Here is a 24,376-nt window from a genome sequence, read left to right as displayed (position 1 = left end):
CATAAAATAATGGAAAAGCTGCGATAGTCGTTATCGCAGCTTTTTTTGTTGTCTAGCGCACAGAACGGATAACCGGCCAGCATGTCGACCAATAATGGATCCTTGATCACATCAGGAGTCGTTATTGGTATGTAGTATTGTGTAAATTGGTTATCAAGATCTTAGATTTATAAAAAGGAGAATCTCTGTGCATTTCAATAAAAATTCAATCGTGCTCGCTATTATTGCTAGCACTCTGGCTGCAGGTAGTATTGCCGCTACAAAAACACCTGACACTCCCAGTAATGGAGCTACTCAACAAGATATGAGTAGTGCCGTCCAAAAAGTTGTCATGACGGATGAGCGGTTTTTATCAAAAGCAGCCAACACGCATGCTTCATATAACGCAGTTGGGGAAAATCTTGAAATCGTGTTTGATGCAATATCTGAATCAGAAGTTAACTCCAAATGGCCGAACGTGAAGTTTCATCCAGAGTCAGGTTCATACGATTGGAATACGAAAGGCGGGTTGCAGTTAACACTTGAAAACCCAGGAGATCAAGAAGCACGCATCGAAATTAAAGTCTCTGACAACATTGGCATTATGGGAGCTGCAGCACACCAACTAGATCTACCGATATATCTACCTGCAGGGAAAACGACAACAGTTGATTTCCTTTTCAATGGTACAGAGATGAACATTGAGGGTTACCGTGGAGGCAGCGAGCTTGATCTGCGCAATATTGCTGAGTTCCAATTCTACGCTGTAGGTCCTATAGCAGAGCAAAAAATTGTGGTGCATGACATTGATTTTATCGAACGTACGGGAGATTTTGTTCTTTCAGAGGCTCGCCAAGGACAGGTTATTGAATCTCAAGTCCCAACACTATTGACTATTACTGACTTTGAAAGTGGGATGGATGAGGTTGTTGAATATTACACGGGTACTAATGTCGATATCGTGAATTCTGACATGGGCTCAGCGATTAAAGTACATTACACCACAGATGAAGATTACCCTACTATTAAGTTCTCAGCGGGTAAAAACGGTGAAGCTTGGGATTGGTCGAAGTATGGTGATGTGGCGCTTGCATTTGATGCGAAGAATGTCGGAGACTCAGGCATGCAATTATTTGTGCGTGTTGATGACGCTCTCGATGAAAAGCTGGGTGGCACAGCGACAGGTGCAGTGAATAGCCGTACAGGCTATGTACAAATTGCAGCAAACTCGGAAGATAAATATTACTTCACCTTTAAAGATTTGGCTGAAGGTTTAGATTCAGGCATGCGTGGTGAGCCGCCCAAAAAATCATTCTCAGCGAGCCAAGTAATCTTTGGCTGGGGAGAGTCTGAACTTGATCTCTCCAACATCGTTAGTGTTCAACTTTATATGATGAACCCTCAAAAAGAGGCGACATTAGTTATAGATAACTTCTCTCTAATTCCTAACCTAAGTACAGATACAACTCGTTACACTAGTTTATTGGATGAGTTTGGTCAGTATCAAGAAGAAACATGGCCAGAAAAAGTAACGGATGTTGCTCAATTGAAAGCACAAGCCAGAGTTGACAAAGAGCTACTAAAGAGTGCTTCGCTAATGGATGATCGCTCTAAATATGGTGGTTGGTCAAAAGGTCCAAAATTTGAAGCTACTGGTTATTTCCGAACTGAGAAAGTGGACGGGAAATGGGCACTTGTTGACCCTGAAGGGTATCTCTATTTCGCTACTGGTGTTGATAACATTCGTATGGATGACAGCTACACCGTTACAGGTATGGACTTTGCTGATGCGGTAGAGGCAGATACAAAAGGCATGCGCCCAAGCCAAGTTGCGACAGAACGCTATGTGGATGACAAGCGTGTTCGTGTGGAAGCATCACCATTACGTCGTGGCATGTTTGAATGGTTACCAGACTTCGGTGATCCACTCGCTGACAACTACAGCTATACACAGATGATTCATACGGGGCCGATCAAGCATGGTGAGCTATTCAGTTTCTACTCAGCAAACTTGCAACGTAAATACGATACCGACTCTGCACAAGAAGCGATTGAAATCTGGAAAGATGTGACATTAGCGCGAATGCAAGATTGGGGTTTCACCTCATTAGGTAACTGGTCAGATCCTATGTATCGCAAAAACGATAAAGTGCCTTATACCGCGCATGGCTGGATAACAGGTGATCACCAACGTGTTAGCACAGGTAATGACTACTGGTGGGCAATGCATGACCCGTTTGATCCACAATTTCGTGTTTCTGTGGCCACAATGGCAAAAGAGTTGGGGGAAGAAGTCGATAAGGATCCGTGGTGTATCGGTTACTTCGTTGATAACGAGTTGAGCTGGGGTAATACGGTTAATGATACCAACCATTACGCATTAGCCGTATCTGGTTTACGTGAAAGTGTAGAAGCAAGTTCAAGTAAAGCTGCTTTTGATAGGATTCTTAAAGAAAAGTATGGCTCTATAGAGAAGTTCAATGAGGCTTGGGGAACTGATGTGACTTCTTGGAAAGAGTTTGGTAAAGGCTTCAACTACCAAGGTGCGTATACGGATGCCGTTAAAGCGGACCTATCAGTATTGCTTGATGCATTTGCAGATAAGTTCTTTGCTGTAGTCAGTGAAGAGATGGGAAAAGTGCTACCAAATCACTTATACATGGGAGTACGTTTTTCTGACTGGGGTGTTACACCAGAAGCCGCTTCGGCCGCAGCTCGTTATGTTGATGTAATGAGTTACAACCTCTATGCCACGGACTTAAATGCAAAAGGCGACTGGAGTCACTTACCAGAGCTTGATAAGCCAAGCATTATTGGTGAGTTTCACTTTGGTTCAACTGATTCTGGGTTATTCCACCCAGGTATTATAAGCAGTGATAACCAAAAAGGGCGTGCGGAATCTTACGCTCAGTATATGGAAAGTGTGATTGATAACCCATATTTTGTTGGCGCACACTGGTTCCAGTACATGGATTCTCCAGTTACGGGCCGAGCATGGGATGGCGAAAACTACAACGTTGGTTTTGTGACAGTCACTGACACGCCATATGAGCCTTTAGTTGAGTCTGCAAAAGAAGTTAACCGAAACTTATACAACCGGCGATTTGGCAATTTGAACTAATTGTAATCTAAGTAAATACAGTACTAGAGTGACTTCTCATCGCTCGATCAAAGGCGGTAAGAAGTCACAAATAAGTACTTATGTCAATCTAACTATAACTATTGGGGGTCGTAGTTGAATGAAAATAAAAAAGCCAGTGAAAGTCTCTCTCACTGGCATTTTTCTACGCAATATTATCGCCGAATTATTTATCCGCGACTTTTACCCGTATTTTGCTTTTTGCTACTGAGGTAAGGTTTAAGCTTTTGAGCGCTGCTTTTGCTTCATCGTCATTTGGCATTTCGACAAATGCAAACCCTTTTGACTGCCCGGTCTCTTGGTCTAAGACTAGGTTGCATAGAGTTACTGCGCCATGCTCAGAGAAAAGTACACGGAGCTCTTGTTCCGTAGTGGTACGCGCAAGGTTGCGGACTAAAAGTTTCATAATGAACCATTTGATATTGGGGTTTGGTGTGGATTGTCGCAGGTTAAACCCAGTAAACCAAGCAAATCTTTTGTCTTTGCAGTGTTGTCTCTTCGTGTAATAGACCTTTCGTTAACTTCTTAGCGTTTTACTAGATTACTCTGCTTCATGATGTTCTATTGCACCAATAAATAGCATGTCTGCACTTTCATTGAGCTTATCTTCACCTTTAGCATGGTTAATTTAATCTAGTTGCTCATAAAGTACCTTATAAACAGTGACATAGCGTAAAAATGCTCACTAGGCATACTAGTTGCATATATATTAATTGTTTATAGCTATCAGGTGCTTAGGTGAGGTCGGAAACACATTATTTATAGCAATAACTAAATAAACGATATTACAAACGGATGATTAACAAACTATAGGGAAATAACGATGAAGTTAATGAAAACGTTCTCAGGTGTATTGCTCACTATCGCAGTGATACTAACGTCAATTTCACATGCCTCTCAACTTGAGTCTATTCAAGAAAAAGGCGTCTTAAAAGTGGCAGTGCCTCAGGACTTTCCTCCATTTGGGTCCGTTGGTACCAGTTTAGAGCCGCAGGGGTACGATATTGATATGGCAGCCTACTTGGCTGAACAGATGAATGTCCGCCTTGAGTTAGTTCCGGTTACCAGCGCCAATCGTATTCCTTACTTGCAAACGCGTAAGGTTGATTTAGTGATCTCGAGTATGGGGAAAAACCCAGAGCGGGAACGTGCGATTGATTTTAGTGATGCCTATGCGCCGTTCTTCTTGGGTGTATTTGGTAAAAAAGCGGAAGCTGTTGCTTCGCCAGAGGATCTTGACGGTAAAACAGTTGGGGTAACCCGTGGCTCTGTTGAGGACATTGAACTGAGTGACTTGGTGACGGCGGGAACCACCATCCAACGCTATGAAGACAATAACGGCACGCTGTCGGCCTTTCTTTCTGGTCAAATTAGTTTAATTGCCACAGGCAACCTTGTTGTGACAGAAATTGCAACCCGTTACCCAGATCGCGCCCCAGAACCCATGTTTATGCTAAAGAATTCGCCTTGCTTTGTCGGTGTATTGAAAGGGGAAGAGCCGTTATTACAAGAAGTTAACCGCCTAATTAAGCAAGCTAAAACAGAGGGTGTTTTGGATAAAATTTCACAACGCTGGCTTAAAGCCCCATTCCCTGCGGATTTAGAAGCTTAAGGCGGAGTTGCTGATGAGTTATCAAATAGACTTTTCTGGTTTAGTGCCCTATTTGCCGCAGTTCGTGTCTGGTATTTGGACAACGATACAGTTGACGTTGATATCGACAATTGGCGGGCTACTACTAGGCACGGCATGTGCGGTGGCGCGTACCAGTGGCGGTAGACCATTTAGGTTTGTTTGCGCCACGTACATTGAGTTGGTGCGCAATACGCCATTTATCGTGCAGCTGTTTTTTATCTTCTTTGGTCTACCTGCGCTGGGCATTAAATTGTCTGCGTGGCAGGCAGGGACGATAGCCATGGTGGTTAACTTAGGTGCATACAGTGCAGAAATAATTCGTGCTGGCATTGATGTCACGCCAAAAGGGCAGTGGGAAGCAGGCAAGGTCATTGGGCTATCGAAGGCACAAACTTTCATGCACGTGGTGTTACCGCCTGCCTTTCAGCGTGTCTATCCGGCTCTGACTAGTCAGTGCATTATCGTGATGCTGGGCTCTGCGGTGGTATCGCAAATCTCTGTTGAAGATCTAACGTTTGCGGCAAACTTCGCTCAGTCACGGAGTTTTTTAAGCTTTGAAGCTTACATCGTTACGGCGTTGATTTATCTGGTGTTGGCGATGGCGATGCGATTGGTCTTTAGCCAAATTAGGCAATTCACGTTCAAGAATTCGTCGGTATAGGAGCGCCATGCAATGATGCAATTTACGGATTGGGATATTCTAAAAAATCTCCTATTAGCGGGGCGTTGGACGGTGGTGTTGTCGTTGTTGGCGTTCTTTGGGGGAGGAGTGGTCGGCGGAATAATGACCTTTCTTCGTGCCACGCGTAGCCGTTGGTTAACTAAGTTAATCCAGATCTATGTGGAAGTCTTTCAGGGCACACCGCTATTGATGCAGATGTTTCTCGCTTTCTTTGGCCTCTCGTTAGTGGGGGTGGAAGTGAGTGCGTGGTCGGCTGCCATTTTGTCGCTAACGCTCTTTAGTAGCGCGTACTTTCATGATATTTGGCGAGGGTCCATTGAAGCTCTGCCGAAAGGGCAGTGGGAAGCGTGCAGAACGCTAGGATTAACGTATATGCAAACTATGTGGCATGTCATCATTCCCCAGGCTGTGCGGGTAGCGATTGCACCCACGGTAGGCTTTTCTGTGCAGATCGTAAAGGGGACAGCGTTAGCGTCCATTATTGGTTTTGTTGAACTGACCAAGGCAGGCACCATGCTAAACAACGCCACTTTCCAACCTTTCAAGGTATTTGCACTTGTTGCTTTACTCTATTTTGCAATCTGTTTTCCGTTGTCGTTATGGGCACGTTATTTAGAGGGGAAAACCCATGTCACTAGTTAGTATGGAAAATGTCCATAAATATTATGGTGAAACCCATGTGCTAAAAGGGGTAGATCTTAGAGTTAATGCGGGTGAGGTTGTCTCTATTATTGGCCGCAGTGGCTCAGGTAAAAGTACCTTGTTGCGATGCGTTAATGGTTTGGAGACCTATGAAGATGGTGTGATTGTTGTTGATCGTCAGTCGGTAGAGAACGATGACTATAAATTACGTCTGTTAAGTCGCAGCGTTGGCATGGTGTTTCAAAGTTTTAATCTATTCCCGCATAAAACGGTTGGAGAAAATGTGATGCTAGCACCAAAGCTAGTATTGAAAAAAAACGAAGAGGAATGTCGTCAACTGGCTGAAGAGGTGCTGGATAAAGTCGGGCTGGGTGATAAGTTTGATGCGTATCCAGAAAACTTGTCTGGTGGGCAGCAGCAGCGTGTGGCGATTGCCAGAGCGTTAGCGATGTCACCCAAGGTGTTGTTGTGTGATGAGATTACCTCGGCGTTAGATCCAGAGTTGGTTGGTGAAGTTCTTAAGGTGCTAGAGCAGTTAAAAGCTGAAGGAATGACATTGATTTTGGTCACGCATGAAATGGGCTTTGCGCGTGATGTCGGTGATCGTGTTATTTATATGAACGAAGGTAAGGTATGGGAGACTGGGGCTGCTAATGAGGTGTTTGCCAACCCGCAAACGCCTGAGTTACAAAATTTTTTAGCTGCAGTTAGGTAGCGTTAGGTTGTTTGTCGAGTAAATCAACATTTTAATCAAATCAGTAATTAGATTAATGCGAAGTAAGCTTTTTACTTCGCTTTTTTTGTATGAGTTATGCGTCATTTGATGAGATGCATGCAGATCTACAGGTGATACAGTTTTCTCCAGCCACCTTATCTAGACATGATAGTGAACAACTGGCTGGCAAAATAGCAACTTGTGCTTAAACCGTTTAAGCACTGCAGCGCAACGGCAGCGGGGCTGCTTAATTTCTTACAGATGTCGTTGTGTTTTGGCGCAAGTGGGTTGGTGTCTGCTTATATCACACAAGGCGTGGTAGCAATGACAGCGGTAATGATGATTTGTAGTCTATTGGTATTTATCGGTTATATACAATTACACCGTTCTGATAACCCTAAACTTGCCTTAGCATAATGAAGTAAGTTAAGCCCTACCTTGGTAGGGCTTAACGTTGTTGTGCTATAGCATTAAATCAGTTGTTCTAAATGATATTAAGCGGTTAGGCTGTCAGAATTCGCATGTTATTGGTGGTTTTGCTCTGATCCATGACATCACCTTGGGTGAATATAACCATATCACCGTTATCAATCATTCCACGAATAACGAGTTCTTTTATGGCACTCTTGGCCGCCTTAAGCCCAAGCAGATCTTCGCTATCGAAATAGATTGGCGTTACCCCGCGATACAGCGCTGTACGTTTCAACGTACCTTCATTGCGGGACAGTGCAAAGATGGGTAACCCTGATGAAATACGTGACATCATTAACGGGGTTCGGCCTGACTCTGTTAGGGCAATAATAGCCTTAACACCCTCAAGGTGATTGGCGGCATACATGGTCGACATCGCAATTGTCTCTTCAACGCTTGGAAAGACCTTATTCATGCGGTGATTTGAAACATTGAGGCTTTTCATCTGCTCTGCACCAATGCAGACCTCAGCCATTGCTGTTACCGTTTCAATGGGATAATCACCCGTTGCGGTTTCTGCAGATAGCATAACGGCGTCTGTGCCATCGATAACGGCATTGGCGACATCCATCACTTCCGCGCGGGTAGGCATAGGACTACTGACCATCGACTCCATCATTTGAGTGGCAGTAATCACAGTACGGTTAAGGCTGCGAGCACGACGGATAAGTTTTTTTTGCACGCCGACGAGCATAGGATCACCGATTTCGACACCGAGATCGCCGCGCGCGACCATGACAACATCTGATGCTTTTATTATATCGTCGAGCGCTTCATCAGTGGCGACCGTTTCAGCCCGTTCTACTTTTGCGACAAGCTGAGCTTTTAATCCTGCTTCTCGCGCCAAGCAACGTGCGTAATTCATATCTTCGCCGTTGCGAGGAAAACTAACCGCGAGAAAGTCTACCCCAATCTCAGCAGCAGTGACGATGTCACGTTTGTCCTTGTCGGTTAACGCTTCAGCAGACAGTCCACCGCCTTTTTTATTGATACCCTTATTGTCTGATAGCGTACCCGCAACCACGACTTCTGTGTGTACCTTGTTACCTTCAACAGCGTTAACTTTTAGCTGAACTCGACCATCATCAAGTAACAAAACATCGCCAGTGCGAACATCTCTGGGTAGTGCTTTGTAGGCTAACCCAACACAGTGTTGATCACCATCATTAGTAGGAAGGTCGCTATCTAAGGTGAATTTATCCCCCATAGATAGAGAAATAGATCCGGCCTTAAATGATGAAATACGTATTTTAGGACCTTGTAAATCACCGAGAATCGCAACGTGCTTTCCAAGTTTGGCAGCAATTTGCCGTACTTTTTCAGCCCGTGTTTTATGGATGTCTGCATTTGCATGAGAAAAATTCAGGCGAACGACATTTGCCCCAGCTTTGATGACGCCCTCGAGAATGGCATCGTCTTTATCCGTTGAAGGACCAAGGGTGGTGACAATTTTGGTACGGCGTAAAGGATGGGGCATGTTTCTCTCCATAGAAGTAACGTTAGTAGGTCATTATCTTTTAGTGAATAGAGTCATTAGCAAACAGATAAAAAAACGCCGTGATAATTATCACGGCGTTTTTTTACATCACATCTTCTTTGTTAAAACGCGATTCTTTAATCGCATCTTTGACGCGTCTCAAATTGTCCCTAAAACCAGAGCCCCTACGTAGAGTAAAGCCAGTGGCGAGCACATCGATAACGGTCATTTGCACAACGCGACTTGCCATTGGCATGTATACATCTGTGTCTTCAGGGACTTCAACCGAGATCACCAGCGAGCACTCTTTGGCTAAGGGGGAGTCTTTGCTGGTTAGCCCGATAACCGTGGCATTGTTTTCACGTGCCATTCGAGCAATCTCAACCAAACTTTTTGTTCGGCCAGTGTGAGAAATCAGGAACATGACATCGCCAACGGTCGAATTAATACAATTCATTCGTTGCATAACAACATCGTCAAAACAGTTGATTGGAATGTTAAAGCGGAAAAATTTGTTCATTGCATCATGTGCAACGGACGCTGACGCACCAAGACCAAAAAACGAAATTTTGTTGGCTTGAATCAATAAATCGACAGCGCGGTTGATTTCAGCAGGCTCAATGGTATTTCTTGCCACATCAAGACAAGCCATTGTCGATTCGAATATTTTGTTGGTGTAGGCTTCGGCGCTATCGCTCTCTTCTACATTTCGGTTGACGTAAGGCGTGCCATTAGCAAGGCTTTGTGCCAAGTGAAGCTTAAAGTCCGGATATCCTTTAGTATCTAAGCGGCGACAAAATCGATTAACGGTTGGCTCAGAGACATCGGCCATCTTTGCAAGCGTTGCGATGCTTGAATGAATAGCTGATTGTGGCGATGCGATAATAACTTCAGCCACTTTACGTTCTGATTTACTGAATTGATCAATATTTTTTTGAATTTTTTCAAGGATATTCATAGTAGGAGAATCGACCTAAATGTCTCTCAGTTATGAAGTACTCGTATGTACTTACTTATAGTCTTTAGAAACTATACATGCTTATCGGCACTATTTGTTAAAAAAGCACCGAGAGAGATGTGTTAATTTGAAGTAAGTCTAGTTTTTTACTTACAGTTTTGATGGTAGCTATCAACTTTTAATCATAAAAATCGCACAATTCGCGGTTTTTTGTCAAAAAATTTCATTAGGTAGAAATTTTTTTCCAGCAAAAATTGAATATACACCAGTGATTATATCGAGGTGTTACGTGCTGCCTGGATCTGTACAATAATACTTGCTTGATGATATCCGCGTCAGCTTATTGGCATAATGAGCGCGTAAAGAAGTATCTACGCTAGGGTATTTGGATCAATTATCCCGTATTTTGGAGAAGTAAATGACAGAGCCAATGCAATATGAAATCCCCCGTTGATAAGTTACTAACGAAACATCACGGCTTGGTTCATTCCGATGGTGTCAAGGTTGTCTCACATACCCAACGAGAAGTGGACGACTGGGTGCAGCATACATTGATGATAGAAGGCTGTGATATTGCGTTTAAGTTCAAGCGAAAGCAGAAATATAAAAGCTTGAAAGGGCAACGGGTAAATATGACCTATTACCCAAACTTAGAATCCGTGGCAGGATTTGAAGTAGAGGTTATGAAGGTGGTTAGAATTAAAGTTCACTGATAACGGGCAAACCGTAATGGCAGGTGAGTGACGGTGACTATATGGTATTACCATGGGTATCACATCACCTGCGTTTTGTTGCTATGCCGTTACTTTTTGTTGTTCATCATGGCTTTTAAATCGGCAAATGGATTAAACGTTGCAGCTTGGTGATCGCTATCACCTGCTTTTATTTCCGACCCATACTGATCATGCTCGGTATATTTCGAGTGTTCATGATCATGACAGAACAAACATAACAGTTCCCAGTTACTGCCATCCTCAGGGTTGTTGGTGTGATCGTGATCGATATGATGAACAGTTAATTCCCGTAAATTCGAATAGACAAACTCGCGGGCACAACGGCCACATACCCAAGGGTATAGCTTTAGCGCTTTTTCACGATAGCCACTTTCTTGGCGTTTATAGCTTGCACTGTTTCCGTAAAAATCAGAAGACATTGACATACCTTGTATAGCTGAAAGGGTAATTGTGCTTAGTCTAATCGCTTTGCTGGGTAGGGTCTAGATAGAATCGGAACAAGTGCTAGCGGATAGCTGGTTTTTGTGATGCTTCATTTAACTTGGGGATAGCAACTACTTCAAAAAAGTTGAATAAGAAGACCAAATTATAGATATGTTCATCATTACGCCGATTACTTACACTTTTCTATATCAGTTTATTTATCTCCACTCATCAAAGGTTTGATGGGTAAAAGGACAATGAAGAGGTAGGAAAATAATGAAACTCATTAATCGTATATTGGCGTCGACATCAAGCTGGGCCCCCTTAGCACTCAGGCTGCCATTAGGGATTATTTTTGCTGCTCATGGTGCACAAAAGTTATTTGGCTGGTTTGGAGGCTATGGATTACAAGGAACTGCAGGCTTTATGGAGTCTATCGGTTTAGCGCCAGGATTATTGATGGCGGCGCTCGCTGGTGCTGGGGAGTTTTTTGGTGGCATTTTCATTTTGATTGGTTTTTTAACACGTCCATCAGCGGCAGTGCTGGCGGTAACCATGTTGGTTGCTATCGTCACGGTGCACTTAGATAACGGTTTATTTATGTCGAATGGAGGGTATGAGTTTGGGTTGGCTCTGCTTGCTGGTTCTCTCTCATTGATGTTGTCTGGGGCGGGTCGGTTAGCGCTAGATAATGCTCTACTTTCCCACTTATTAATGCGCAAGCCTGCTTTAGGTACGGCGTAACAATGACAGCCCTAGTGTAGCCTCTATCTGCAAAGGCTACGCTCTGGGTTGTTGAAAGCCAATAACGTTTGATACCGCGACAATATAGTTTGTCACTTTTGCCCTCTTTGAGCAGCGTTTTTCCAACGCGAATTCTGATCACTTGGTATGCTTTGTAATCGTCCATTCTTGCTCGAAATATGACTTTAACTTTTCTCTTAGCCACATACTTGCGGGGCTTTTTCTGTCTCGGTTATGAACCATTATACGGTGGTTAATTGCGGTGGTTGTAAACGGGACTGGCAGTACTTGAATTTCGAGTTTGTCAGCAAACATATCGGCAATACTTTTGGTCATGGAGGCAATGCAATCACTTGTTGAGACCATCGACATCTGCGAAACCAATGACGTGCATTCTGCTGCCACCGTTCTTTCTTGCAGGTTTTCGGCGGTAAAGTAGTCAGCTAGATAGGTGTGCTCTCGGCGGAGTTTTAAGGTGATGTGCCTCTCTTGATAAAACTCAGCCACCGATAGGCTGTTAGCAATCCTTGGATGCCCCTTCCTAGCAATAATGCACATATCATCTGTAAACAATTCTTCAGTGAAAAAAGAGCTCGAGGTGCAGTTCGAAAACTCGATGGCTAAATCTGCTTGGCGCTGATGGAGATCGTTGACCAATTGCTCCTCGTTGGAGCGGGTTGGGTGCAGCTCTATAGTGACGTTGCCCAGTTCAGTATCGGCCTCTATCTTAGGCAACAGAATCAGCATAATGGGCTCTGAGGTATACACCACAAATCGATGCGGATAATTGACATTAAAACCTTCTAGGTTCTCCAAAGCGCTGTTGATCTGATCTAAAGCCGGTTCGACCTGACGGATCAGCTCTTGCGCATGACGGGTTGGCGCAATGCCCCGACCAGAGCGAATAAACAGCTGACTGCCTACTTGTTGTTGCAGGCGCTTTAATAATCCACTCACCCCTGGTTGAGTCATCTCCATCTCTTCCGCGGCGAGCGTTATCGATTGGTGACGATAAACAACGGAAAACACCTTGAGAAGGTTGAGGTCTATTTTATCTATCACGGATTAACTCATAACAAATGGTGATGTATTGAATGAAGTTTTGTTTATATATCGTTATGTGTCAATTGGCTAAATTAGCGCCATACCAATTGAGAGACAAAACGAGGCTCAGCATGAAAATGAATTTCGCACCATCTGTACTTTCTTTAGCGGTTGTCATGTCATTTAGCGCAACAGCGAACGACTACGCATCCATCGACACCTATGAGGGTAAACCAGCAACGGAACACACCGTAAAGGCAAACGCACAAGTGTCCAAAAACCTGCCTTGGGAAGATACGTCAGCATTTGCCCGAACCAGCCGTGGCTTGATTGCTGAGTTTGGCACGCATGAAGCGGGTGAGCTAAAAAATCGCTTTGAGTACATGACTGACATGTCGGTAGATGATTTACCACCAACGGTTAACCCCTCTATTTGGCGTCAAGGCATGCTCAACTATGCTGCTGGCGGTTTGTATGAAGTGACGGACGGGGTGTATCAGATCCGTGGGGCTGACATCTCTAATATGACTATCTACCGTACTGATAATGGCTACGTGATTCACGACCCTCTGCTATCAAAAGAAGCGGCGCAAGCCTCGTGGGAGTTTGCAAAACAGCATCTACCTAAAATCAATGGTGAGCATAAAATTACCGGCATGATCTACTCTCACATGCATGCGGATCACTTTGGCGGATCTCGTGGCATTCTTGAGTCGGGTGATTTTGATAAAGCGGCAAGAATCTACGCACCCAAAGATTTCATCAAAGAGCTGGCGGATGAAAATGTGATTGCCGGCACCGCAATGGGGCGTCGTGCAAACTACCAATATGGCACCACCCTTGATAATAATACCAAAGGTATTGTTGATAATGCGTTAGGCCTAGGTACGTCTCGTGGCGAGGTGACACTGGTCGCACCAACCGAAGAGATCCAAGAGCGTGAGAAGGTGGTCACCATTGATGGGCTAGATTTCCACGCGATTAACATGCCGGGGGCTGAAGCGCCTGCCGAGATTGTACTTTACGTTCCAGAGTATCGTTCGCTCAATACGGCAGAACTAACCTATGATGGCATGCATAATATCTACACCTTCCGTGGTGCGAAGGTACGCGATGCTTTGGTGTGGACAAAGTACCTCACAGAGCTAAAACTGCGCTTTGTTGACAGTGGGTTGGTCGACAATATTCATGCGGCCCATTCAGCACCCGTTTGGAATGATACCAACACCGATGTGAATGAAATTTCCGAATACATGACGTTACAACGCGATAATTACGGCTTCATTCATAATCAGTCGATGCGCTTAGCCAATCATGGCGTGACCATTCATGATGTGGGGCGAGAGATTGAAAAATTAGTCCCTCAGTCGCAGCTAGACACATGGCACACCAACGGTTATCACGGCTCTTACAGCCACAATGCGCGCGCCGTGGTGAACTTGTACCTTGGGTACCATGATATGAACCCAGTGAACACTAACCCACTACAAACCATTGATAAGTCATGTGTATATGTCAATGCGGCTGGCGCCGATGCGCTGTTTAATGCGGGCCTAAGCCATTTTGAACAAGGGGAGTACCAAGCGGCTTCACAACTGTTTAATGATTTAGTGCAATGCGACCCGAGCAACGTTGACTACCGCTTTGCATTAGCAGACAGTTTTGAGCAGCAAGGTTATCAGTCAGAAACCATGGCGTGGCGTAATAGCTACCTACAAGGTGCGGCAGAGCTAAGAACCGGTGAGATACAGCCATCGATTAAATTGGCCTCTGCCGATGTGATTGCCAATACACCAACGGGGATGTTCTTAGATTTTGTTGCCGTCAGCTTAAATGCAACCAAGGCAGAGCAAGCTGATCTTAACTTTAACTTTGGCCTTAACCACCCAGATGTTGAAGAGCTCTATTACGGTGAGGTATCAAACGCAAACATGTCCAACATTGAGGTTGAGAAGTTACCCGCTGTAGACTTTGAGCTGGTTATCAATAAGACCGATTTTACTAGTCTGGTACTTGGCGAAACAACATTAGAGGCGCTGCTTGAATCAGGAAAAGCGAGCGTAAAAGGTGAAGGAGAATTGATTAGCCAACTGGCAGCAACGCTGGATGAGTTTGATGGCTTATTTGAAATCCTACCAATGCCGAACAAATAACGACGCCTTAATTTAAAACTACGGTTAACCAAACCGCTCTGGATTACCCCAAGAGCGGTTTACTATTTTGTTAAATCCAAAAAGCCAAGCGAACTAACCTAATGGTACGGTAAATCTGGCGATATGCTTTAAGTGAACATAATTCGCGAAAAATCAATTTAGTAAAAGTGTTGGCTTTTACACAGCCGCGATCACCGATCCTTTCAACGATGTAAAATAAGTTTGGTTGACTTAAATTCAAAACAGGATTAATTTCACCCTTTGCGGATCGTTGATAAGGCAATGAAAGTAAATGGATTTAGATAAGGTTTTTGTGTTTGGAACTCTTAAGGAAGGTTTTCCCAACTACCACATCAACAATGGAACTCGCTTAAAAGGAGAGTTCCAAACCCTCAATCGGTATCCTCTTTATTTGGTTGGTGAGCGGAATTCTCCTTGGTTAGTATTAGAAGAAGGTGAAGGTTGGCACGTCAAAGGCGAAGTTTATTCTGTAACCAGAGAAGCCCTTACTAATATGGATAAGCTTGAGCGGATTTTAGAGCCTGATGGCTATCAGAAAGAAACTATACAGGTCCGCTGCTGTGAGACAGAAGAGCTCATTGACGTGCTCGTCTATGGCAAAACCATCAAGCAAATCAAAAATGCAAAGATCCGAAAAATCTTGGCTGGAGAATACCTTATTGAGCACTCTATCCTATATCAAAAACGTAGGCTCTAAACTATGCCCTCAGATTGCAAAACCTAAAAATGTGAAGGGTTGGAAGTAGTGCCATCACTTTGCAGATAACCGCTGTAATCACCCAAAAAAGCCGCTGGGCAGACTCTGGCGCGACTGTTTTGATAGTCGAACAAGACGATGTTTTTCATGTCATTGATTGTTGCTTTTGGTGAGTCGGACCCTGAGCAGTACAACCACATATACGCCTGTTTATCTTCTTTCAGTACATTAAGTGGTGTTTCATCCGTTTTTAGAGTAAAAACACATTCACAACCTGTTTGCAAACTCATTTCTGCCCCGAAGTTTGTTACGACCCCATATGAAAGTGGGAAACTCGAAGGGAAATACTTTAGCTTGTCTAACGCTCAGATACGACAAGAGCCACTAAAAGTGGCTCTATTACGCGCTACTTGCGGTCAATACTCTATGAGCGGAAGAGAACAGGGCTGTTGAAAGGCGGAGGTCTTTGGCTATCGCGGCACGGCCTGCGACTCATCAGAGTAGACATCAATGTACTAACATAGTCCCGCTATCATTGATGGTTTGTATTTTATCTGTAACTCTAACTGCAAAGCGACCCAAACATACAATGTTCTGTCCCATTATCCTATAGTTACGTCTATCACTAACAAAGGTTGTATGATGATGTGACCTACTTTTTCTAATCTAAAGGCTTCATCGCACCGCCTTAATAATCTCAGTTAAAAGCTGCCAAAAGCAAGCAATTGCTGTTCGGTACTTCATCCCATTTGCTATGGTGGTCGTCCGGGGTTCAGATTTGGCGATGGTATGGGTTTTTGCTGGGAACCGGGATCGGAAGAGAGACGCACGCGCTGTGCTTTTTGGGGTGGATGTGTCCCCACGCGGGTGCGTGGGAATGAGGGAAAGCTACGAACCGTTAAGGTGTAATTAGGCTACTTTTCGCAAAGCTGCATGTTGATTGCGTATGTTGTGCTAGGTCTTCGAGAATGGCTCATTGTTTTAGGGCACTCATAAAAACCTGAGTCTAAGAGGGTTTCAACCATCGAATGTCGCCCGATCAGACCAAAACCACCTAAAACAATCGCAGCGGCAATTGGAATATACCAGTCTATATCCGTTTTATTCGTTTTCATATTGAGGCACTTCACTTTCACATACGCATAAGCGAAAACTAGGATCGTTGATAGCATTAGCGTGCTTATTCCAAGGCTAATGGAGTAGTACGTTAAGTGCCCTACCTTATATTGCTCTAGCTCTGCCACACCTGATATATGAAAGCTGATGATTTCATATAGCGCAGATAGACCAAACATAATTAATATTCCACCAACCAATATCACAAAGACAATATCGCGGATTTTCAGCTCAGTTTTCATCAATTACATCCTTTACCGCATCTATCATTGAGTCGGTGAGTTTATAGTGGTCATCAATGGAGTTAAATAAGACGCTTGTACCTATAGTAACTACAGCAACTGTACTTATTACTAAAACGTAGGGGGCTGCAGCAACAGCTCCTGCTCCAAAGATCAAGCCCTTTAGACCAACATAAACAGCAGCCACTGTGGAACCAAACTTTATCCCTATAGCCGTTGCTACAAAGGCTTGCGTTAAATCACTTGCTGTGCGACCCAGCAAGTCTACCATTGTACTCTCGTCTTTTAAGATATGTTCAATGACATTTATTCCTGCTGTGAATAAAATGGTGAGTTTCACAGTTGTTTTAAAATAGGCCATTTTTCCGTGACCACCCGCAAGTCCCAAACCTAGATCGGTTACTTGTGGGTTGCTTGCTCTCCACCGATTTCCGGCGACTAAGGTTTTCAGGTGGTTTTTATAGCCCTTAATTACGATGTATGCTCTGCCATTGTAAGTCGTTACTTTAGATATAACATTTAATGAGCCAAGCTCTCTGGCAATGGCTTGGGCGTTAACTCGAGTGCTGATGAAATCTCTTAAGTTATTGAAGTGCGTTAACGTGTCTCTTCGATTTTCATCTGAAAACCTGCTCTTTATAAATTCTTCGACGCTTATGCCCATTTTAACTAAGATATCGTGAAGAAACTCACCCGCTTCTTCTGCGGACATCACCGCAATGGACTCTGCAACGGTGTCGTCGTAGTTTACACGCATCTTCGCGTTTACTTTTTCACCCGTGAGGAAGTTGTAATCAGGCCAATACATTAATCTGGGGTCGAGTGTTGTTTCGTATGGGACGGGCTTACTATCGTCTTTTAACGATTCTGCTGGCTCTTTGTAATCAGCGATTGTGGCTATGTTGAGTAGCGGGATCATGTCTTTCGCTGCCGAAATAGCATTAACGTGCTCCGTCAGCCGCAGATTTGGGCGCTGATAACTTGCATCTTCTGCTTTGGTGACGGCAGTAATGGCGACGGGTGGTAGCGTGTTGCGCTCACTAGTGGTGGTGTTAGTTGCGGGCGTTCTGGAGACTCTTAGGGCATCACCGACTTTTAGTACTGACGGATCTGGCTCGTAGCTTGGGTTGAGGCGTAACAACTCGAGTGGCGTTAGTTGATGCTGCTCTGCTATGTCTTTCCAAAGCTCACGACCTTCATCGTTTTGTGCTGACACGACAATGTGAAGCCGAGTTTGATGTTCGATGTTTTTCTTTGGGTAGATCAGAAGCGTCTCGCCAATTTGCAGTGATTTTTCGCGCCCTTTCACCGCTGGGTTAAGCTCTATCAGATCATTAACTGCAACGCCATACTTTTGGGCGACGTCCCAAAGGGTGTCCCCTGCGAGCAGATTGTAGTAGGTGTCGCCATTTTGCTCATACTCGCGCTTTGCTTTCTCTTTGCTTAGGGTATCTATGATCTGTTGTAAATCGACCTTAAACGCATGTTCATCTAACCAAGACACATCAATAAAAGCAAGGACTTCACTGTCTATCGGCGATAGTTGATAGAGCAGGTGTTGAGTTGAGACTTCCTGGCCGTGTCTGTGCCATGGCAGAAGCAGGTAAGTTAGCGGTCTGTTTGTTTTGGCTGTTTGGTTAAGCAACGAGGCTGTTGATAGTGTGACTCTGAACTGGCTGTTTCCTTCTCCTGCAAGCGCGTACTCGTGAACTAGCTTTCCATCGATAAAATGATAGTAATAGCCGAGCGTTGGCACCCCTAGGCGCTTTCCTAGCTGCACAGCTAACCTGACGGGAATAAAGCTTTCGTTAATTACGCCACTATTTTTGCTTAATACTTCTACGTTTTCGCTGCCTAGTGCAGAGTTAACCCCGCCAAGTGCTGAATTTACCCGACCCTCAAAGGAGTGATAAAGACGCTTTGGTTCTTGATGAAAAACGTCTGCGGTTAATATTGTGTGGCCATCTTTTCCTTTTTTGACCCATGAGGTGATTGCTGGCTCAAGCTCTGATTTTGCCAAGTTGAACTCGCCAACAACAGCAGGACGACAGGCTGTAAGATGACAGGCTATCTTGATATTATATTCGTACTTTGCTAGCTCTTCTTGGGGTTGCGGATCTAACTGTTTGTCCAGAACAACATCTTCCTGTATGGAAGGAAAGTGTGACGGACCTTTGTACTCAACGAAGTTCATACTTTCAATGCGACTGATTAAATAGGGTCCATTATAAGGTATTGACGTGATCCCGTTTATAGCCGTTTTGCCTTGTTTTATAGGTAATGTGTTGGTTTGTATGATTTTGTGATGTTATCCCAAAATACTTGTCTTCCGGCTATTTCTGCAGTTCGCTGCTCTTTGATGGTGCTAGTTACTTGCCTTTGGCTTAATTGCGTGCTGATGAATCTGAGCAAAAACTATGCCTGATTTGTGCAGCTGTAGTGGATGAGAGAATTTGGTCCTCAGATCAGAGTGTTTGCAATACCGCTGATAATCCGCCAAAAGCTAATTTAGTAAAGTTACTACCTCATTGTTGTCCAAACGTCCTAAAGATTGATGAAGCTTTAGCCAGATAACAGGCAAAAAAAAGCCTGCTTAGTATCAGCAGGCGCAAGTTCCATTACACATTAAGGAGAATTGGCAGTTTCCGAGTATGGTGCAATGTTCAAGGCGGCCTCCTCACACATTGCACTGAATCTGTTATTAGGACTACGCGATCTTGGGATAGTTCAACCTAGCGGTGAATTATCTTTAATGGTGGCAGATCCCCTGATGTGAGTGTGCTCTGACATGCGTGTGATGGCTTGGAGGAGAACGCAGTCGATTAGAAGGGTATACGCCATAAAGTAAAAAACCTGTATCCAAATTTGGGTACAGGTTTTGAAGAACATCTTCAAGAAAAAGCAGTGGCATTACTTATGACTCTACTCATGTGCAAGAGTTCCGTGAGTTTGGAAAATTTTTGATTAAATTTTTTCAACACGAGAATAGAGAGTAATGAGATGTTACGAACTTGTTGAAATGCCATTTGGTGACTAGGATTTAAACAATTGTTTAAATTGAGTGATTGAGATGGCAGCACGACAAGAGACAAAAACCAAAATATTAGATACAGCGGAAGTACTTTTTGCTGAATATGGTTTTAATGAAACATCCCTTCGCATGATCACCAGCAAGGCAAACGTCAATCTCGCTGCGGTTAACTACCATTACGGCGATAAAAAATCTTTAGTCAGGGCTGTATTGAGCCGATACCTAGAAGCATTTATGCCGCAGCTAGAGAAAGAGCTGCATACATTGCTAACACGTGACGAGTTTTCAATGCAAGATGTGCTCAACTGTGTAAAGCGTCCTTTGTTGGCACTTAATCATTACCGACGCAATGGCTCGGCGGTGTTTATGCGCCTGCTGGGGAGAGGGTATTCCGATGTTCAAGGTCATTTACGTTGGTTCATTGTTAATGAATATCAGCCGGTACTTGTACACTTTACGACCGCCGTTTGTCGCGCTAACCCTTCATTAGATCCTGAAACGCTGTTTTGGCGTTTGCATTTTACCCTTGGTGCGTGTGTTTTCACGATGGCATCGAGTCAGGCATTGGCAGATATTGCACATAGTGATTTTGGTTGCGAGACGCAAACAGAGGATATTTTAGACCGACTCGTTCCTTATGTGGCAGCAGGTGTAGGGGCAAATGTGGATCAAGAGCTCTCTATGATTAATCAGAGAGTGGTAGTGAGTTAATCGATACTTGGCTTGATATAGAGGGACAACATGATGGCGACATTGCGACAAAAGTACCTGACTAAGCCCGCATTCTCTTTTTTTAAGAGCGTGCTGCCTCCCATGTCTCAAACAGAAAAGGAGGCGATTGAAGCAGGAAGCGTTTGGTGGGATGGGGAGTTGTTTGCGGGATCACCGCAGTGGAGCACGTTGCTGACTTATCCTAAGCCCTCTTTGACGCAAGAAGAGCAGGCGTTTATAGATAACCAGTTAGAAGGGTTACTTGCGATACTCGATGACCACGAAATTGTGCAGCAACAGCGTGACCTTCCCGAGGCGGTTTGGGCCTACTTGCGAAAAGAGCACTTTTTTTCGTTGATTATTCCCAAGCAATACGGCGGAAAGGCGTTCTCTGCGCATGCAAATTCCACCATCGTATCAAAAATTGCTACACGGAGTTTGAGCGCTGCAGTTACTGTGATGGTGCCTAACTCTCTTGGTCCGGGCGAGCTGTTAACCCATTATGGCACTGAGGAGCAAAAAGCTTATTGGCTACCACGCTTGGCGGATGGAACCGATATTCCATGTTTTGCTTTAACTGCGCCGGAGGCTGGCTCAGATGCGGGAGGGATTCCTGATAAAGGTGTGGTTTGTTATGGCGAGTATCAGGGTGAGCAAGTGTTAGGTATAGAGCTTGACTGGGACAAACGCTATATCACTTTAGCTCCTGTTGCGACGGTACTCGGGCTGGCGTTTAAGTTGTTTGACCCTGATGGCTTGTTAGGTGACGAACCTGAGTTAGGCATCACTTGTGCACTGATCCCGACTGATCACTCAGGGGTAGAGATTGGTGAGCGTCATAACCCGCTAAATATGGCCTTTATGAATGGGCCAACCCGAGGGAGTGGGGTGTTTATTCCATTGTCATGGATTATTGGTGGGCCAGACTATGCCGGCAAGGGTTGGCGAATGCTGGTTGAGTGTTTGTCGGCAGGGCGCGGTATCTCATTACCGGCACTGGGGGCAGCGATAGGCCATTTGTCAGCCAGAACAACGGGGGCATATGCTCGAATTCGGAAACAATTTGGTGCACCGATAGGTCAATTTGAAGGGGTGGCAGAAGGATTAGGACGCATTGGTGGGCTAACTTATCTCCTTGAGGCAGCGCGTACCTTGTCTACCACAGCGCTAGATTTGGGTGAGAAGCCCGGTATTGTTACGGCGATTGCGAAATACCATATGACAGAGATTGCCCGTAAGGTGCTGAATGATAGCTTTGATATTCATGCAGGACGGGCGATTCAATTGGGGCCGATGAACTACTTAGGCCACCACTATTTTGGTATCCCTGTGGCGATAACCGTGGAAGGGGCGAATATCTTAACCCGTAATCTTATGATATTTGGTCAAGGTGCGACGCGCTGTCATCCGTATGTACTGGCCGAAATGCAGGCCGCGGCCAACCCTGATGTAGAGGCGGGGGAGCAGGCATTTGATGTTTTATTGGCCAAGCATATAAAATATGCGGCCAACAACGCGTTTTCTGCGCTGGGTCATGCCCTAACGGGATCGCGTTTCGCAACCAGTCCCGTCAGTGGAGAAACAGCAGAGTATTACCGTCACCTAACTCGCATAAGTAAAGCACTGGCTGTGTCGGCCGATGTTGCCATGCTCACGTTAGGCGGTGAGTTAAAACGTCGTGAAATGGTGTCGGCACGGTTGGGTGATGTACTCAGTCATCTCTATTTAGCCTCTGCAGTATTAAAGCGCTATGAAGACGATGGACGCCGTAAGGAAGATTTGCCGTTTGTTCATTATGGCGTTCAATACTGCTTGCATGCTTGTGGTCAAGCCTTCTTGCAAGTGTTCGATAATTTCCCCCGTCAGTATGTTGGCACTGCATTGCGTGCGTTGCTATTTCCCATCGGCATGCATTTTAAACCGCCAGCGGATCCATTATTGTTGGACATCGCTACGTCTTTAATGACCGCAGGCAACATGCGGGATAGATTGACTTATCTCTGTTATATCGGCGATAAGGAGCAAGACCCGATAGCAATTATTGAGCGTGCCTTTAACGCAGTTGTTGGCGTACAAGAGTTGGAGAGTACGGTGTATCGCGCGGTTAAATCTGGCCAACTGGCACCGAAACAACCCTATTTATCCACGTTAAAGCAAGCGGTTGAAGAGGGGATCATTACCGAGCAGCAATATGATGAGCTGCTCAATGCTGAGGCATTGCGGTTGGCTGCTATTCAGGTGGATGAGTTTTCTCCATCTGATATTAAGAATAACGCCTCCTCTAATCAGGCAGCATGATCGTTCTACGCCGCACTGGAGTAACGTAAGCCGCACAGAAGTGTGGCTTTTTTCTGTTTATCTTGGTGGATTTAGCCTCAAATTGACGAAGACAGATCCAACCACTGGCTTTCAAGCGTAAAAACTGACAAAAACGGATGCGAAAGCGCGACGAAACTTTTATCCTTGTGGCAACAAATCAAGGGAACTAACAATGATTATTAAACCAAAAATTCGTGGCTTTATTTGTACAACAACGCACCCAGAAGGGTGTGACAAGAACATAGCTGAGCAGATCGCTTATACCAAGGCGCAGCCTAAGCTCGAAAATGGACCAAAGAAAGTGTTGGTTATTGGTTCTTCGACTGGGTATGGCATGTCTTCACGTATTGCCGCAGCATTTGGTAGCGATGCAGCAACGATAGGTGTATTTCTTGAAAAAGCAGGTCGTGAGAAGAAGTCAGGATCTGCGGGTTGGTATAACAGTGCCGCCTTTGATAAGTATGCGAAAGACGCTGGATTGTACTCAAAAAGCCTTAATGGCGATGCGTTTTCCAATGAGATGAAAGCGAAGGCAATCGAGCTGATCAAAGAAGATTTAGGCCAAGTGGATATGGTTGTCTATTCGCTGGCGTCACCTGTACGCAAAATGCCAGAAACGGGTGAGCTTGTTCGTTCTAGCCTAAAACCAATGGGCGAGACGTACACAGCAACGGCAGTTGATACAAACAAAGATGTATTGATAGAAGCATCCATAGAGCCGGCAACAGAAGAAGAAGTCGCAGACACTGTCAAAGTGATGGGTGGCCAAGACTGGGAACTATGGGTTAACGCACTGGCTGACGCAGGCGTTTTAGCCGATGGTTGTAAAACCGTTGCGTACAGTTATATCGGCACTGAAATTACGTGGCCTATCTATTGGCACGGTACATTAGGTAAGGCTAAGTTAGATCTTGATCGTGCAGCAACGGCGTTGAATGAACGTTTAGCTGCGGTTGGTGGTAGCGCAAATGTTGCCGTGCTGAAAAGTGTCGTAACCCAAGCGAGTGCTGCTATTCCTGTAATGCCACTTTACATTGCGATGGTCTTTAAGAAAATGCGTGAAGAAGGCGTGCATGAAGGCTGTATGGAGCAGGTTTTCCGTATGTTTGCAGCGCGTTTGTATCGTGCAGATGGTGCGGCAGCAGATGTTGATGAAGAAAATCGCTTACGCTTGGATGACTGGGAGTTGCGTGATGATATTCAACAGCATTGTCAGACACTGTGGCCGCAGGTGACCAACGAGAACTTGTTTGATGTTGCTGACTATCAACAGTACAAAGATGAGTTTATGAAACTGTTTGGTTTTGGCGTTACAGGTGTTGATTATGATGCTGATGTTAACCCAGTTGTCGATTTTGACGTTGAATCGGTGTGATTTAGGTAAGTAAAATACGTGATAAAGCCGCCATTGGCGGCTTTTTTACTGGTAGCTGTCATATTGACTG

At 44.7% G+C, this 24,376-nt stretch carries 20 protein-coding genes and 1 pseudogene; 13 read left to right on the top strand and 8 right to left on the bottom strand.

Annotated elements, in window-relative coordinates; all coding sequences use genetic code 11:
* Positions 1-187 precede the first annotated feature (187 nt).
* Positions 188-3,100, top strand: coding sequence for a beta-galactosidase (locus ACKLNH_RS10475; RefSeq protein WP_413112206.1), 2,913 nt, complete (start codon positions 188-190; stop codon positions 3,098-3,100).
* 184 nt (positions 3,101-3,284) lie between these two features.
* On the opposite strand, the gene ACKLNH_RS10470 is transcribed toward ACKLNH_RS10475, so the two are convergent.
* Positions 3,285-3,524, bottom strand: coding sequence for an RNA recognition motif domain-containing protein (locus ACKLNH_RS10470; protein WP_413112205.1), 240 nt, complete (start codon positions 3,522-3,524; stop codon positions 3,285-3,287).
* A gap of 417 nt (positions 3,525-3,941) precedes the next feature.
* On the opposite strand from ACKLNH_RS10470, the gene ACKLNH_RS10465 reads away from it, so the two are divergent.
* From ACKLNH_RS10465 to ACKLNH_RS10445, 5 genes are all read left to right on the top strand, one after another.
* Entirely contained in the window at positions 3,942-4,730 is a 789-nt protein-coding gene (locus ACKLNH_RS10465) for a transporter substrate-binding domain-containing protein (RefSeq protein WP_413112204.1), read from the top strand.
* Between the two features lie 13 nt (positions 4,731-4,743).
* The gene (locus ACKLNH_RS10460) at positions 4,744-5,412 is read left to right on the top strand and encodes an amino acid ABC transporter permease (RefSeq protein WP_413112203.1); all 669 of its coding nucleotides are present in this window, start codon (positions 4,744-4,746) and stop codon (positions 5,410-5,412) included.
* A 12-nt stretch (positions 5,413-5,424) separates the two neighbouring features.
* Positions 5,425-6,075, top strand: a complete 651-nt coding sequence (locus ACKLNH_RS10455) for an amino acid ABC transporter permease (RefSeq protein WP_413112202.1) — start codon at positions 5,425-5,427, stop codon at positions 6,073-6,075.
* Entirely contained in the window at positions 6,062-6,790 is a 729-nt protein-coding gene (locus ACKLNH_RS10450; RefSeq protein ID WP_413112201.1) for an amino acid ABC transporter ATP-binding protein, read from the top strand. The genes ACKLNH_RS10455 and ACKLNH_RS10450 overlap by 14 nt, the downstream gene beginning before the upstream one ends.
* Before the next feature lie 201 nt (positions 6,791-6,991).
* Complete coding sequence (locus ACKLNH_RS10445) at positions 6,992-7,207, top strand: hypothetical protein (protein WP_413112200.1); 216 nt, start codon at positions 6,992-6,994, stop codon at positions 7,205-7,207.
* Positions 7,208-7,292: 85 nt separating this feature from the next.
* On the opposite strand, the gene pyk is transcribed toward ACKLNH_RS10445, so the two are convergent.
* Positions 7,293-8,738, bottom strand: coding sequence for a pyruvate kinase (gene pyk / locus ACKLNH_RS10440; protein ID WP_413112199.1), 1,446 nt, complete (start codon positions 8,736-8,738; stop codon positions 7,293-7,295).
* Positions 8,739-8,841: 103 nt separating this feature from the next.
* Positions 8,842-9,696, bottom strand: coding sequence for a MurR/RpiR family transcriptional regulator (locus ACKLNH_RS10435; RefSeq protein WP_413112198.1), 855 nt, complete (start codon positions 9,694-9,696; stop codon positions 8,842-8,844).
* Positions 9,697-10,133: 437 nt separating this feature from the next.
* Between ACKLNH_RS10435 and ACKLNH_RS10430 the strand changes: the two genes are divergently transcribed.
* Positions 10,134-10,409 (top strand): hypothetical protein, encoded by a 276-nt coding sequence (locus tag ACKLNH_RS10430; RefSeq protein WP_413112197.1) that lies wholly within the window; start codon positions 10,134-10,136, stop codon positions 10,407-10,409.
* A gap of 89 nt (positions 10,410-10,498) precedes the next feature.
* On the opposite strand, the gene ACKLNH_RS10425 is transcribed toward ACKLNH_RS10430, so the two are convergent.
* A complete protein-coding gene (locus tag ACKLNH_RS10425) occupies positions 10,499-10,849 on the bottom strand; it encodes a YajD family HNH nuclease (RefSeq protein WP_413112196.1) in 351 nt (116 codons plus the stop codon).
* Positions 10,850-11,129: 280 nt separating this feature from the next.
* On the opposite strand from ACKLNH_RS10425, the gene ACKLNH_RS10420 reads away from it, so the two are divergent.
* Positions 11,130-11,597 (top strand): DoxX family protein, encoded by a 468-nt coding sequence (locus tag ACKLNH_RS10420; protein WP_413112195.1) that lies wholly within the window; start codon positions 11,130-11,132, stop codon positions 11,595-11,597.
* 138 nt (positions 11,598-11,735) lie between these two features.
* Here ACKLNH_RS10420 and ACKLNH_RS10415 read toward each other — a convergent pair whose 3' ends face one another.
* A complete protein-coding gene (locus ACKLNH_RS10415) occupies positions 11,736-12,659 on the bottom strand; it encodes a LysR family transcriptional regulator (RefSeq protein WP_413112194.1) in 924 nt (307 codons plus the stop codon).
* A 113-nt stretch (positions 12,660-12,772) separates the two neighbouring features.
* Between ACKLNH_RS10415 and ACKLNH_RS10410 the strand changes: the two genes are divergently transcribed.
* Together ACKLNH_RS10410 and ACKLNH_RS10405 are read left to right on the top strand one after the other, a co-directional pair.
* Positions 12,773-14,794 carry an alkyl/aryl-sulfatase gene (locus ACKLNH_RS10410; RefSeq protein ID WP_413112193.1) on the top strand — a complete coding sequence of 674 codons (2,022 nt, stop codon included), beginning with the start codon at positions 12,773-12,775 and terminating at the stop codon, positions 14,792-14,794.
* A 292-nt stretch (positions 14,795-15,086) separates the two neighbouring features.
* Positions 15,087-15,512, top strand: a complete 426-nt coding sequence (locus ACKLNH_RS10405) for a gamma-glutamylcyclotransferase family protein (RefSeq protein WP_413112192.1) — start codon at positions 15,087-15,089, stop codon at positions 15,510-15,512.
* A gap of 50 nt (positions 15,513-15,562) precedes the next feature.
* Here the strand turns inward: ACKLNH_RS10405 and ACKLNH_RS10400 are convergent.
* The 3 genes and pseudogenes from ACKLNH_RS10400 to ACKLNH_RS10390 form a co-directional block, all read right to left on the bottom strand.
* Positions 15,563-15,766: pseudogene (locus tag ACKLNH_RS10400) on the bottom strand (IS66 family transposase); the annotation flags it as partial.
* A 660-nt stretch (positions 15,767-16,426) separates the two neighbouring features.
* On the bottom strand, positions 16,427-16,870 hold the full coding sequence (locus tag ACKLNH_RS10395) for a DUF1240 domain-containing protein (protein ID WP_413112191.1): 444 nt from the start codon (positions 16,868-16,870) through the stop codon (positions 16,427-16,429).
* Positions 16,860-19,064: an MIX and LysM peptidoglycan-binding domain-containing protein gene (locus ACKLNH_RS10390; protein WP_413112190.1), complete on the bottom strand. Its 2,205-nt coding sequence runs from the start codon at positions 19,062-19,064 to the stop codon at positions 16,860-16,862. Before ACKLNH_RS10390 ends, ACKLNH_RS10395 begins: the two co-directional genes overlap by 11 nt.
* Before the next feature lie 876 nt (positions 19,065-19,940).
* Between ACKLNH_RS10390 and psrA the strand changes: the two genes are divergently transcribed.
* From psrA to fabV, 3 genes are all read left to right on the top strand, one after another.
* The gene (gene psrA, locus ACKLNH_RS10385; RefSeq protein ID WP_413112189.1) at positions 19,941-20,612 is read left to right on the top strand and encodes a TetR family transcriptional repressor PsrA; all 672 of its coding nucleotides are present in this window, start codon (positions 19,941-19,943) and stop codon (positions 20,610-20,612) included.
* A gap of 33 nt (positions 20,613-20,645) precedes the next feature.
* On the top strand, positions 20,646-22,910 hold the full coding sequence (locus tag ACKLNH_RS10380; protein ID WP_413112360.1) for an acyl-CoA dehydrogenase: 2,265 nt from the start codon (positions 20,646-20,648) through the stop codon (positions 22,908-22,910).
* Between the two features lie 193 nt (positions 22,911-23,103).
* The gene (gene fabV, locus ACKLNH_RS10375) at positions 23,104-24,306 is read left to right on the top strand and encodes an enoyl-ACP reductase FabV (RefSeq protein WP_413112188.1); all 1,203 of its coding nucleotides are present in this window, start codon (positions 23,104-23,106) and stop codon (positions 24,304-24,306) included.
* Positions 24,307-24,376 lie beyond the last annotated feature (70 nt).

The sequence above is a fragment of the Thaumasiovibrio clandestinus genome (assembly GCF_047250365.1).
In the GTDB taxonomy this organism is placed as follows: Bacteria; Pseudomonadota; Gammaproteobacteria; order Enterobacterales; family Vibrionaceae; genus Thaumasiovibrio.
Note: the sequence above shows the minus strand (reverse complement) of the source record. Positions and strands in the feature narration are given on the sequence as shown.